The sequence below is a fragment of the Flavobacterium sp. genome, assembly GCF_027533505.1.
Classification (GTDB): Bacteria; Bacteroidota; Bacteroidia; order Flavobacteriales; family Flavobacteriaceae; genus Flavobacterium.
The window spans coordinates 108,725-122,500 of sequence record NZ_JAPZUB010000029.1 but is presented as its reverse complement, the minus strand read 5'-3'; the positions used below and the strand labels follow the sequence as shown (position 1 = coordinate 122,500).

11 protein-coding genes are annotated in these 13,776 nt (G+C 40.7%); 9 read left to right on the top strand and 2 right to left on the bottom strand.

Going from position 1 to position 13,776, the window contains the following annotated elements; genetic code table 11:
- Nucleotides 1–15: 15 nt before the first annotated feature.
- Nucleotides 16–828 carry an undecaprenyl-diphosphate phosphatase gene (locus tag O9316_RS06670; RefSeq protein WP_298204285.1) on the top strand — a complete coding sequence of 271 codons (813 nt, stop codon included), beginning with the start codon at nt 16–18 and terminating at the stop codon, nt 826–828.
- Nucleotides 825–1,535 carry a tRNA pseudouridine(55) synthase TruB gene (gene truB, locus O9316_RS06665; protein WP_298204284.1) on the top strand — a complete coding sequence of 237 codons (711 nt, stop codon included), beginning with the start codon at nt 825–827 and terminating at the stop codon, nt 1,533–1,535. The genes O9316_RS06670 and truB overlap by 4 nt, the downstream gene beginning before the upstream one ends.
- 11 nt (nt 1,536–1,546) lie before the next feature.
- Here the strand turns inward: truB and O9316_RS06660 are convergent, their stop codons facing one another.
- Nucleotides 1,547–2,149, bottom strand: a complete 603-nt coding sequence (locus tag O9316_RS06660) for a thioredoxin family protein (protein WP_298204283.1) — start codon at nt 2,147–2,149, stop codon at nt 1,547–1,549.
- Nucleotides 2,150–2,220: 71 nt separating this feature from the next.
- On the opposite strand from O9316_RS06660, the gene O9316_RS06655 reads away from it, so the two are divergent.
- The 4 genes from O9316_RS06655 to O9316_RS06640 all read left to right on the top strand — a co-directional run bounded on the left by O9316_RS06655 (nt 2,221) and on the right by O9316_RS06640 (nt 6,943).
- Nucleotides 2,221–3,003, top strand: a complete 783-nt coding sequence (locus tag O9316_RS06655) for a patatin-like phospholipase family protein (RefSeq protein ID WP_298204282.1) — start codon at nt 2,221–2,223, stop codon at nt 3,001–3,003.
- A gap of 77 nt (nt 3,004–3,080) precedes the next feature.
- A complete protein-coding gene (pyrH, locus tag O9316_RS06650) occupies nt 3,081–3,788 on the top strand; it encodes a UMP kinase (protein WP_298347077.1) in 708 nt (235 codons plus the stop codon).
- 15 nt (nt 3,789–3,803) lie between these two features.
- Nucleotides 3,804–4,367 carry a ribosome recycling factor gene (gene frr / locus O9316_RS06645; RefSeq protein WP_298204333.1) on the top strand — a complete coding sequence of 188 codons (564 nt, stop codon included), beginning with the start codon at nt 3,804–3,806 and terminating at the stop codon, nt 4,365–4,367.
- Between the two features lie 95 nt (nt 4,368–4,462).
- Nucleotides 4,463–6,943 carry a DUF5686 family protein gene (locus O9316_RS06640; RefSeq protein WP_298204280.1) on the top strand — a complete coding sequence of 827 codons (2,481 nt, stop codon included), beginning with the start codon at nt 4,463–4,465 and terminating at the stop codon, nt 6,941–6,943.
- Here O9316_RS06640 and O9316_RS06635 read toward each other — a convergent pair.
- Nucleotides 6,932–9,205, bottom strand: a complete 2,274-nt coding sequence (locus O9316_RS06635) for a cation:proton antiporter (protein WP_298204279.1) — start codon at nt 9,203–9,205, stop codon at nt 6,932–6,934. The genes O9316_RS06640 and O9316_RS06635 overlap by 12 nt on opposite strands.
- Before the next feature lie 187 nt (nt 9,206–9,392).
- Between O9316_RS06635 and O9316_RS06630 the strand changes: the two genes are divergently transcribed.
- From O9316_RS06630 to O9316_RS06620, 3 genes are all read left to right on the top strand, one after another.
- Nucleotides 9,393–11,813 (top strand): MMPL family transporter, encoded by a 2,421-nt coding sequence (locus tag O9316_RS06630; RefSeq protein ID WP_298204278.1) that lies wholly within the window; start codon nt 9,393–9,395, stop codon nt 11,811–11,813.
- 36 nt (nt 11,814–11,849) lie between these two features.
- Nucleotides 11,850–13,286: an asparagine--tRNA ligase gene (gene asnS / locus O9316_RS06625; protein WP_298204277.1), complete on the top strand. Its 1,437-nt coding sequence runs from the start codon at nt 11,850–11,852 to the stop codon at nt 13,284–13,286.
- 91 nt (nt 13,287–13,377) lie between these two features.
- A complete protein-coding gene (locus tag O9316_RS06620; RefSeq protein ID WP_298204276.1) occupies nt 13,378–13,752 on the top strand; it encodes a GxxExxY protein in 375 nt (124 codons plus the stop codon).
- Nucleotides 13,753–13,776: the final 24 nt, after the last annotated feature.

Here is a 13,776-nt window from a genome sequence, read left to right as displayed (position 1 = left end):
ACTTAACAATACACCATGGACTTACTTCAAGCGCTTCTCATTGCTATTGTAGAAGGATTGACCGAATATTTACCGGTTTCCTCTACGGCCCACATGATTTTTACCAGTGCTTATTTTGGCATTCAAAACGATGATTTTGTAAAACTCTTCCAAGTAGCCATTCAATTTGGGGCAATACTTGCTGTTGTTGTTTTGTATTGGCGCAAGTTTTTTGATTTCAAAAGAATCGGTTTTTACCTCAAATTAGCTGTGGCTGTTCTTCCAGCCTTGGTTTTGGGAAAATTGTTTGATGACAAAATTGAAGCGGTTTTAGGCGACCCTATTCCCATTGCTATTGTTTTAATTGTTGGCGGAATAGTCTTGCTTTTTGTAGATGCCCGTTTTCAAAATCCTACGGTGACTTCTGAGGAAGAAATCACGTATAAAAAAGGGTTCTTTATTGGTCTTTGGCAATGTTTGGCGATGATGCCCGGTACGAGTCGGTCGGCGGCTTCTATTATTGGCGGAATGCAACAAGGGCTTACACGAGCGGCAGCCGCTGAGTTTTCATTTTTTTTGGCCGTTCCTACGATGTTGGCAGTGACAACGTATTCGATTTTTTTAAAAACGTACGAGAATACGGGACTGAAAGGTTATGAATTGCTGACGCAAAATAGCGAACATCTAAAATTGTTTTTAATGGGTAATGCGGTAGCTTTTGTAGTCGCTATTCTTGCGATAAAATTCTTCATCGGCATCATCAAAAAATATGGTTTCAAACCCTGGGGCTACTACCGAATCATCGCTGGAACCGCCTTGCTATTATACTTTACGTTGATAAAACCATGAGTTGGACGGCTGAAACTTTTAAAGACGGACAAGTCCTGCTCATTGACAAACCGCTCACGTGGAGTTCTTTTCAAGCGGTCAACAAACTGAAGTATGCCTTAAAGCGACGTTATCAATTTTCGAAAACCTTTAAAATTGGACATGCGGGAACATTGGACCCTTTGGCTACGGGATTGTTAATTATTTGTACGGGGAAATTCACCAAAAAAATAGCCGAAATTCAAGGGCAAACCAAAGAATATACCGGTACGATAACCGTGGGAGCGACCACCCCTTCTTATGATTTAGAAACCGAAATTAATGCTACTTTTCCTTTTGAGCACATTACAGAGGATTTGATTCGAGCAACGGCCCAAACTTTTGAAGGCGAAATCATGCAGAAACCGCCTGTTTTTTCAGCGATAAAAAAAGAGGGGAAACGTTTGTACGAACATGCACGTGCGGGAGAAGAAGTCGAAATTGAAGCGCGAAAAACCACCATTTACGAATTTGAAATTACCCGAATTGCTTTACCAGCAATTGACTTTCGAGTTACTTGCAGCAAAGGCACCTACATTCGTTCGCTTGCTTATGATTTTGGAAAAGCACTGCAATCGGGCGGTTATTTAACAGCATTGCGTCGTACCAAAATTGGAAATTATTCGGTCAATGAAGCACTTACTCCCGAGGAATTTGTTGCAATAGTATCAAAAAAGGAGTCCGAATGAACTCCTTTGCCTTACACTTTTACGGGTTGCAATAATGCTACTATCTCGTTTTGAATACTGACGCCTTTATCTTGTAAATACCATTTTTGCAGTGCCGCTTTGGCTTCATCGTCGACCACTCCGTGTGCAGCTTTATAATCCACGATCAACTGTTTTGCCCCCTGAGGTCGGGGTCCAAAATCCCCAATGACTGCACCAGAAACTTTATCTATCATAATTAACTTAGGAATAGAACGGGTTCCGTTGGTTAAAAATAAATCCATTAAGGCAGGGTGTTCATCGCGGAGCACCACACGCATCTGAATTTTGGTAGTATGCGATGCCATTTTATCTAAAACAGGCAGCACTTGAGCGGCATCACCACACCACGTTTCGGCCAAAACAACCCAAAGTAATTCATTTTGCAACTGGCCTAAGAAATGACTGACTTCAGGCGTTAAGGTGATCGTTTTATCCAAACGGTGCATCCGCGCTTCGTTCAAATGGGTGTAATGAACATAGGCTTCCGTTTGCTCCCCAGTAGTTTTTCCTTCTTGCGCGTAGGTTTGCATCAACTGGCGATACGCGGCATAGGTGTAACTATTTTGTAAACTGTTTTGAATTATTGAATTCATGGGTTTAGTGATTTGTTTGGGCAAAGGTAATGCTTTTCGTATATTTGGTTGGTAACCTAGATTACACGCCTATGAAAACGCTAACTTCCCAACGTATTGGCTATGTTTTGTCTGGTGGTGGCACCAAAGGATTAGCCCATGCCGGAGCCCTTCATTTTTTTGAAAAACAAGGTCTTAAACCCGCGATTATTTCAGGTACCAGTGCGGGTTCGATTGTGGGTTCTTTGTATGCTTGGGGAAAAAGTCCCGTTGAAATCTTGGAGTTTTTTCAATCGATTTACTTTTTTCATTGGACCCATTTTACGCTAAAAAAGCCGGGGTTAATTGACTCGGATTCGTTTAAAAAATATTTTGACCAAATATTTGGGAAAGCAACTATTGGAGATTTTCCATTACCGATGTACATCACCGCTACCGATATGGTACAAGGGAAGCTTTGTGTTTTTGCCCCCAATGTTCCCATCAGCGATGCGATTTTGGCCTCATCAGCTTTTCCGGGAGTTATTTCACCGCATGTTATTGAAGGAAATATATACAGTGATGGGGGGATTCTAAATCATTTTCCCGCCGACTTGATTGCCGACCTATGCGATTACATTATCGGGATTTACGTGAGTCCGATTGAAAAAATTCAAGCCGATCAATTGCGATCCATTAAAGCGGTCACTAGCAGAGCTTTTGATTTGCTGTATGCGCACACTCATTTGCAAAAATTCAGCAATTGCGATTTGATCATCGAACCCGAAGCGCTGTGTAATTACAGCACCTTTGAAACCAACAAACATAAAATGGAAGAAATTTTTCAGATTGGATATGACGAAGCCCAAAAACGATATCAAGAGGTCTTGGGATAATTTTTTTCAGGGCACTTTTACAACATTAGAATATCGCTATATTTGCATTGCAAAATAGAAAATAGCAAAACTTTCTTATGAAATATAACCGAATTCTCTTGAAGTTAAGCGGTGAAGCGTTGATGGGTGACCGTCAATACGGCATTGACCCAAAACGTTTGGCCGAATATGCCGACGAAATCAAACAAGTCCATGATCAAGGTGTTCAAATTGCCATTGTGATTGGCGGCGGTAATATTTTCAGAGGAGTGGTAGGGGCTAGCAACGGCATGGATCGTGTACAAGGTGATTATATGGGCATGTTGGCCACCGTAATTAATGGAATGGCTTTACAAGGTGCTTTGGAAGATAAAGGCATGCAGACCCGTTTGCAAACGGCATTGAAAATTGAATCGATTGCCGAGCCTTACATCAAACGTCGCGCGGTGCGTCACTTAGAAAAAGGTCGTATTGTTATTTTTGGTGCGGGAACTGGAAACCCTTATTTTACCACCGATACCGCAGCTGTCCTTCGCGGTATGGAGGTGGGTGCTGATGTTATATTAAAAGGAACCCGAGTCGATGGCGTGTACACCGCCGATCCTGAAAAAGATAAAAATGCCGTTAAATTTGATTTTATTTCCTTCGAGGAAGTGCTTCAAAAAGGCCTTAATGTAATGGATACCACGGCTTTTACGTTAAGTCAAGAAAACCAATTGCCGATTGTAGTTTTTGACATGAACAAAGCGGGGAACTTATTAAAAATTTGCCAAGGCGAAACTATAGGAACTGTTGTAACTATCTAACTTTGTTAAAACTGAATTATGGAAGATATTGAATTGATTTTGGAAGAAGCAAAAGATGCGATGAATGCTTCGGTAGCCCACCTTGAAAAATCGTTTTTAAACATCCGTGCCGGTAAGGCTTCCCCACAAATGTTGGGCAGTGTATTTGTAGATTATTACGGATCGATGACACCACTTTCCCAAGTTTCCAATGTCAATGTTCCCGATGCGCGCACCTTGACCATACAACCCTACGAAAAAAGCATGTTGACGCCGATTGAGAAAGCGATCATGAATGCCAACCTTGGATTTAATCCAATGAATAATGGGGATGTAATCATCATTAGTGTTCCGCCTCTTACGGAAGAACGTCGCCGTGATTTGGTAAAACAAGCCAAACACGAAGCAGAAGAAGCTAAAATCGGAATTCGCAACCACCGAAAAGACGCGAATACTGAAATTAAAAAATTGGAAAAAGAAGGTGTTTCGGAAGATTTGTGTAAAAAAGCGGAGGATGATGTGCAAAAATTAACCGACAATTTTATCAAAAAAATCGAAGAACATCTTGTTGTAAAAGAAGCTGAAATCATGAAAGTATAACGAACCGATACGTTCGAACTTTAAAATCCGTTATCCTTACCGCTAACGGATTTTTTTATTCCTACTTTTGTACCCATCAAACAAAACAAATATCCATGAAAAACAGTTGGATTTTCGGGTTGCTATGGCTTACCCAAATCCTAAGCGCCCAAAAAACAATGCAGGGACAAGTCATCGATTACGATACGACTATCCCGATTGCTTTTGCGATGGTATCCTACCAAAACCAAACGGTATATACCAATTGGGAGGGACGTTTTTCTTTGGTTATTGACGAAGAAACAAAGCCTATTCAGGTGAGTTATAAGGGCTATCACGACAAAAACCACTACCTCAGCATTGGTGCCCCCTTTATATTGATTAAAATGGTTTCCGACTTATCGCAAAAATCGGTTGAAATTTACACCGATAACGAAACCAATGCCATCCTAAAAAAAGTCATCGAAAACCGTTCGAAAAACCAGCCCGAAAAGGTCCTTCAAACCTACGAATACAAAAATTACGAATCCCTATTGGTGACGGCTAATCCCGATTCTATTTCCTCCAAAATCGATACCACTTATAAACCCCGTTGGTTTGGCAAACCCAAAATGGTTTTGGATTCTTCCAACTACAAGTTCAAAAAATTGGTCGAAAAACAGCATTTGTACCAAACCGAAAAGGTCAATTTAATTCAGTTCAACAATTACGGCACCAAGGAAACCGTATTGGCCTCAAGAATGGCCGGATTTAAAAAACCGCTTTACGAGTACTTGGGGTTGAACTTGATTTCGTATTCGTTGTACGATCGGTATTTGGATATTTTGGAAGTTACCGTCCAGAATCCGATTTCATCCTACGGACGTAAAATGTTTGTTTTTAAAATGGTGGACACCTTGAAAATTCAAAACCGAACCGTATACCGCATTTATTTTCAACCCAAAAAATTAAATTCCAATAAATTACGAGGATTATTGTATATCGACGCAGAAAATTTTGCCATTGCCAAAGCCTTTTTTCGGGTATATGGAATGGTAAACATTAATGCCACGTATACCTTCAATTGGCTGCCAAAACAAAATATTTGGTTTCCCGAAAAACGAAAATTGGTGGTGGTTAAGGGAGATAACTCCGAGGATTTAAAATTGTTTGGCGGTACCATTATGTTTAATTCCAGCATTGAAGGATTGGAACAAAATGCCTCCGATCGAATGTATTTGAAATTGGAGTCTAAACCGTTTGACGTTAAAATCAACCAAAACGTAGTTACGATACAACCTGCGATTCGTATTGATGTCCCCGAGTCGAGCATGAGCAAACCCGATGGTTATTGGCAAACCATGCAACGGGATACGATTGATCGTCGAAAAATGCCAACGTATATCAACATTGACAGTTTGGCTGCTGCCGAAAATATTGAGCATAAAATTTTTCTGGGGCGGAAAATATTTAACGGGTACTTGCCCTTGGGAAAATTTGATTTGGACCTTCGAAGTATTTTAAAATACAACAATTATGAAGGATTTCGACTAGGTTTCGGGGGAACAACCAATACCCGTTTTTCTGAAAAATATAAAATTGGAGCTTATGTCGCTTATGGATTAAAAGACGATGCCTTCAAATACCATATCGCTCCTTCGCTGTTGTTGGATGCCGAAACCAACAGTTGGGCCTCTGTTTCCTATACTGATGATGTGGCTGAAATCGGTCAAATACAATTTGCCACGGAAAGCCGTCGTTTTCGTATTTACGACCCGCGTCCCATCAACATTTCTACCTTTTACAACCACAAAACCGCGTCAGCCTATTGGGAAAGCAAATACATCCCCAAAACCGATCTTTACGCCGGAATCAGCCGCAGCGCCATCGCTCCCCGTTTTGATTACCAATACCAGCAAGGCAATCAATTGCTGAGTGAATACACCTTAACGACCTTGCAATTGGCCGTGCAATGGAATCCATTTAGTTCGTATATGCAAACGTCAACGGGGCGTTTGGAAATCAATAAACGATATCCCAAATTTACCTTGCAATTGACCCAAGCCTTCGATCAATTGTTGGGTGCTGATTTTCAGTTTTCAAAAATAGATTTTCGCATCAATCACGAAATCAAATATTTATCGGGACAAGAAACCGGATTCATCTTACAAAGCGGTTTGGTGTTTGGCGAAGCGCCGCTGACCCATTTATACAGTATTGCCCCCAACAACCTCAACCGAGATGCGTTGTTAAAGCGAATTACCATTGCAGGGAAAAACAGTTTTGAAACCATGTTTTTCAATGAATTTTTCTCCAGTCGATACATTAGTTTTCAAGCCCGTCACACGTTTAACAAAGTAAAAATTGCGTACCGCATCAAACCTGAAATTTCGGTAGTCACTCGGATGGCTTTTGGGACAATGGAAAATCGAGAGCGCCATTTAGGATTTACCTACAAAACATTGGAAGAAGGCTATTTCGAGAGTGGTGTTGAAGTCAACCAACTTTTTAAAGGCTTTGGAATTACCTTTTTTACCCGTTATGGCCCGTATGGTTTACCTAAATTTGAAGACAACCTTTCGTTGAAAGTGAGCTACAACCTCGATTTAGGGTTTTAAAATCAAAACCGAAGGCACAGTGCTCAACCACAAAGATTGGGCATCGACGAGCTGTTTCCAACTTTCCAAACTTACCATCATCAAATCTTGTTTGGCCATCAATCCCGCTTTCATTTCGTCTTCCCGTATCACGGTAACTTTGTCTGCACCGTAGGATTGTTGCAGCGCCGCGATGGCTTTTTCTAGAACAAAATTGGACTTTACATGATTATTTACATCCAAAAAGGTCACGGTGGCTTGGCTGTTGTAAATTAGTTTTTGAGTATAATCCAAAAGAAACACATCTTCGGGAGTCACAATAGGAACAAACACATCGTCAACATTGGAAAGATCTTTATCCACCAATATACCCAAGGGTTTTTTACTGTTAGATATGATAAATCGGGTTCGGTCATCAAAGGGAGAATTTTCAAACAAGCCCTCTTTCCCTGTAAACTTATCCAACAAGCGATCGGGATTGATGATTCGGGTGGTAAATCCAAGTACTTTCCCTAACAAAGAACCTTCAAAAATGGATTTCCCAAGACCGATTAATACCAAATCAAAATTTCCTTCATTGGCAATTTCGGCAATATCTGTTTCGATGTCGACCGTTGATTTGAGCACCGGTGTAACCTCCTGATTCAGTGCTTCGGATTCGGCCAAAATGGGAGCGAACGTTTCTTGCTCGTATTCTTCGAGGTTATAAGAGTGAATTTCATCACTCAACGATAAATGGAGTGCTGTAACTTGCGAATGGTCCTTTTGCTTTTTGACAAAACTGTGCGCTAGACGAAGTAGGGATTTCCCTTTTTCATTATTCCCAAAAGAAATAAGGATTTTGAATTTCCCTTCCGAAACAATTTCTTGAGGTAGAATAGCCGCTTTTCGTTTAAAAATAAAATTGATGATATCGATGGCCGGTCCCGTCATAAAAGTAGTTACCAATGCCATAATCACCATCATTGTAAAGATCTCAGGCGACAAAACACCCAAGTCAAAACCGATATTAAGCACTACCAATTCCATCAACCCACGGGTGTTCATTAAGGCACCAATGGTAAGACTATCCCGCCAATTTTGACCCACAAATCGAGCCGCCAACGCCGATCCGACGAACTTACCGGCTACGGCCACCAAGATGATATAGCCTGTTATTTTCAACAATTCCGGATCGCTAATGAGTCCGATCTGCGTTCGTAACCCCGTAAAAACAAAGAAGAGGGGTAATAATAAAATCAACGCCACATCCTCCACTTTTTCAATAAAAATGTTGCGAAATTTAGTACTATCGGGCATAATTGCTCCCGTCATAAAAGCGCCAAAAAGCGCATGAATTCCGATTACTTCTGTTAGATACGATGAAATGATAAGCGTAAGCAGAAAAATAGCTACAATTGGCTTACTTAATTCATTGCGGTTGGCATACAAATCGCCGACTTTTTTCAAAAAGGGTTTGACTACAAACAGCATCATCAACACATAGAGTGTGGCGCATCCAATCACATACAACGAACTCATAAAGGTTCCCGCTTTGACAATCGCAATTACGGCGGCTAGCAAACACCAAGCCGTGATATCATCGGCGGCAGCACAGGTAATCACAATGGTTCCGAGGCGGGTTTTATGAATTCCGCGTTCCTGTACGATACGGGCCAATACCGGAAAAGCGGTAATACTCATGGCAATACCCATAAACAAACTAAACGCCAAAAACTCTACACCCGCAGGCGCAAATCGGTGGTAAATGAAATACGAAAGTCCGATGCCCAACGCAAACGGAAACACAATACTGGCATGGCTTATCACCACGGCGTCATTGGCCTTATTTTTTAACACTTTCAAATCGAGTTCCATCCCGATGACAAACATGAAAAGGATCAAGCCAATTTGACTAAGAAATTGTAGATTACCCAGAGATTCTACAGGAAAAAGCATCGCTGAATATTCAGGAAGATACATTCCGACTACAGAGGGACCGAGAAAAATTCCTGCTATGATTTCACCAATCACCGTAGGCTGTCCAATTTTTCGGAAAATCCAACCAAAAAAACGAGCTACAATAACGATGGTGATGATTTGCAATAATAAAATCGCCAAAGGGTGTTTTAGATTGTGCATAATCGCATCTAAAAACTGATTGAAAAAGGTGTCTTTAGAAGCATTTGAAATGATTCTTCGGCCAATTTCCAACTGTTTCCCTTGGGTAATAATCCAAAACATAAGGGCGGTAAATCCCCCTGTTACACCTAAATAAAACAATGAATTTTTGAGATTTTTCATAAGGGTAAACTTGTTTTGTCGCTTGGAGAACAAAAGTATGTTAATTTCTTGAAGTTTGTTATTAGTAAAGAATAAGATTCTATTTCAAAAAACAAAAAAAGTGATCCCTTATTTGAAGGAAAAGATTCCATCCTTCTCCGTTTGTTTTCAACGGTTTTCACTACCTTTGCACACCTTTTTTGCGCCTATGAAAAAATTACTCGGCATTGGATTTTGGGAAATTATTGCTCGCATCATCCTTCGAAACCGTTTGGGATTTATTTTTGGGATTGTCTTACTGACGGTCGGATTGGCTATGCAATGGAAACACATTCGATTTTCCAATACCGAGGCCAACTTGATTCCTGCCACCGACCAAGTTAATTTGGACTACAATCAATTTCTAAAGATTTTTGGCGAAGAAGGGAATGTGATTGTCATCGGTTCCAAAGACCCTAAATTATTTACTCCCAAAGTTTTTGAGGCGTATACGACTTTAATGGCGAATTTGGCGAAAGATCCTGAAATCGGACTGGTACTTTCGTTGGAGAATCTTAAAGTACTCCGAAAAAATGATTCCTTGGCCCAATTTGAGTTGGCGCCCTTTGTGAATAAAGCCCAGCTGAAAGATGAAGCCTACTTGAAACAAGCCCGTGCCGAATTAACACAGCGTTTGCCTTTTTACGAAGGATTATTGTACAGCAAAGACAAAAGTACATTGCGATCGGTGGTGTATATGAAAAAAGAATTGGTCAACACCAAAGCGCGTAAAGACTATATTCTCGGACGTTTTTCGGATAAAATTAAACAGTTTGAACAAGCTACAGGCGTCGATCTTCGGGTGTCGGGAATGCCTTATATTCGGTCGTACAATTCCAAAACCATCACGGATGAAATTGGACTGTTCATCGGGGCGGCTTTGTTGATTACTTCATTGATTTTCTTCTTCTTTTTCCGATCATTTCGAGCCACATTAATCTCCATGATTATTGTGATTATTGGGGTCATGTGGTCCTTTGGCATCATGGGCGCGATGGGCTACGAAATCACGGTGCTCACAGCCTTGGTACCTACCCTAATGATTGTGATTGGGATTCCTAATTGCATTTTCTTCATCAATAAATACCACCAAGAATATTACAAACACGCCAATAAAGCCAAGGCATTGCAACGGGTAATCACCAAAACAGGAACCGCCACCTTGATGACTAATATAACCACTGCGGTTGGTTTTGCAACGTTTATGGCCACCAACAATATACTCTTGCAAGAGTTTGGTGTACTTACAACGATCAACATCATTGCAGTGTATGTGCTGAGTTTGTTGTTGATTCCCATCTTCTTCAGTTATATCCCTGCCCCTATACCACGGCATTTAGGGCACTTGGAACGCGAATACCTTACGGGCTTTTTTGTGTGGATTGTCAATACGGTAAAATACAACCGCCTGACGGTTTACATGGTTTCCATCATCCTATTGATTTTTGGCATTGTCGGGATTTATGAAATCAAAATTTCGGGAAGTATCATTGAAGACATGCCCAAGAAAACAGCCTTCTTTGAGGATATTCGTTTCTTTGAAAAAGAATTTGACGGTGTGATGCCGTTGGAGATTATGATTGACACCAAACGGAAAAATGGTGCATTGCGTTCGACCAATCTCCGTCGCCTTGAGGAATTGGAAAAAACACTCACCGATATCCCCGATTTGTCCAAACCCCTTTCAATTGTGAGTGTGGCCAAATATGCAAAACAAGCCTATTACAATGGCAATCCCGACTATTTTCAATTGCCTACCGCACAAGAAGAACCTTTTATAGCTACCTACATCAAAAACACCGCCAAAGGGAAAAATGAAAATCTCTTTAAAAGTTACTTGAGTGACGACAAATCGATTGCGCGCATTACGACCTTTATCAAGGACGAAACGGGTGAAAAAATGCCGGGAATTGAACAGCAGATTCGCCAAAAAACCGACAAACTTTTCCCTAAAGAGCGCTACAATGTAGTGATTACAGGACGGGCTTCGGTCTTTCAAAAAGGAACCAACTACCTATTGGACAATCTTTTATCCTCCTTGTTGTTTGCCTTTTTCCTCACGGGTGGATTGGTCGCCATTATGTTCCGTTCGTTCAAAATGGTGTTGGTGGCCATTATTCCGAATCTCCTTCCTTTGTTGATGACGGCGGGGTTGATGGGCTTTTTGGGCATTCCTTTGAAACCTTCTACTTTATTGGTGTTTGGGATAGCCTTCGGGATGTCGGTCGATGATACCTTACGCTTTTTAGCACAATACCGTTTGGAACTGACGCGCAACGATTGGAAAATTAAAAAATCAGTTTTTGCTACCTTTGATGATGCTGGAATTAGTATGTTTTATACCTCAATTGTCCTCTTTTTTGGGTTTTCAGTCTTCATGCTCTCCGGTTTTGGAGGTACTGTAGCCTTGGGTGGATTGGTAGCCATTACCCTTTGTTTTGGCATGTTGTCCAATTTAGTACTGCTGCCCTCTTTGGTGTTGTCACTAAACAAAACCTTGGCCAACGAGCAAGAGTTTATCGAACCCACCATTGACATTTTGGAACATACCGATGAAGAATTGGATGCCCTCGAAGAAAAAAAGAATTAAAGTATATTTGTCCTACTCGAAAATCAAGAAATAATCATGAAATATTCAAAGATTAAGGCCTTATTAGAAAGTGAAAAAGGCGGCATGGAAGTGGCCACTCGTGGTTGGGTTAGAACCTTTCGCAACAAACAATTCATTGCATTGAACGACGGTTCGACGATACACAATATACAATGTGTAGTTGATTTTGAAAACACCCCTGAAGCCATTTTAAAGCGCATTACTACCTCAGCCGCTTTGGACATCCAAGGCACATTGGTAGAAAGCCAAGGTTCGGGTCAGAAATACGAAATCCAAGTTACTAAATTGGAAGTACTAGGCGATTCGGATGCTGAGAAATATCCTATACAATTACGTAATCGCCCAAGTCTGGAGTTTTTACGTGAAAATGCCCACTTACGTGTACGCACCAACACCTTTAGTGCCGTAATGCGTGTGCGTGCTGTATTGGCGTATGCGGTACATAAATACTTCAATGAAAAAGGATTTTTCTACTTCAATGCACCCATTATTACGGGAAGTGATGCCGAAGGTGCCGGAGAAATGTTCCGTGTTTCTGCCTTACCTTTTGATGGAACTCCACGTACCGAAGACGGCAAAGTCAATTTCAAAGAAGATTTCTTTGGTCGTGAAACCAATTTAACCGTTTCGGGGCAATTGGAAGCGGAAACCTATGCCATGGCCTTGGGTCAGGTCTATACTTTTGGACCGACGTTTCGTGCGGAGAATTCAAATACCTCTCGTCACTTGGCAGAATTTTGGATGATCGAACCCGAAGTTGCTTTCAATGATTTGAATGACAACATGGATTTAGCCGAAGACTTTATTCGTTATGTCATCAAATATGCGATGGAAAACTGCGCTGATGATTTGAAATTCTTGGAGCAACGTTTGATCGAGGAAGAGAAAAACAAACCCCAAGCCGAACGCAGTGAAATGGCTTTGTTGGAGAAATTGAACTTTGTGTTGGAAAATAATTTCATTCGAATTTCCTACACTGAAGCCATTGATATTTTGAAAAATTCAAAACCCAATAAAAACAAGAAGTTCCAATACATCATTGAAGAATGGGGGGCCGATTTGCAAAGTGAACACGAACGTTATTTGGTGGAAAAACACTTCAAATCGCCGGTGATTTTGTTTGATTATCCCGCCAAAATAAAAGCGTTCTACATGCGTTTGAATGAAGACGGCCAAACAGTGCGTGCGATGGACATTTTATTCCCAGGCATAGGCGAAATTGTTGGAGGATCACAACGAGAAGAACGTTTGGATGTTTTGGTCGAAAAAATGAACGCGTTGGGTATTCCCGAAGAAGAATTGTGGTGGTATTTGGACACCCGACGTTTCGGAACCGCAATCCACTCGGGCTTTGGCCTTGGATTTGAGCGCTTGGTATTATTCGTTACAGGGATGACCAACATTCGTGACGTGATTCCATTCCCAAGAACTCCACAAAACGCTGAATTCTAAGTCGCAAGCCTGAAATTTATTGGCCACTAAGACATAAAGACACCAACAAAAATTTAGAAAAATGTATAAAGCCTTAAAATGAATATTAGCCATGGAAGATTTAGAAAAAATCGCAAAAGATGTAGTTCACTGTGCCTATCAAATCCATAAACAATTAGGACCTGGACTATTGGAAAAAGTTTATGAAATATGTCTTGAATTTGAGTTGAAAAACTGCGGTTATGATATGAAAAGACAAACGAAAGTTGCTATTAAATACAAAGGAATTGAGTTTACAGAAAGCTTACGCTTGGATTTAATAGTGAATGATTCTATTATAATAGAAGTTAAAGCGGTTGAAATTGCAAACCCTGTTTGGGATGCGCAAATCATCAGTCATTTAAAATTAACCCATAAAAAAATTGGTTTTTTAATTAATTTTAATGTGCCAATCATCAAACAAGGAATTAAGCGATTTGTTAATTAAAATTACCTTTTTGTCTTCGTGACT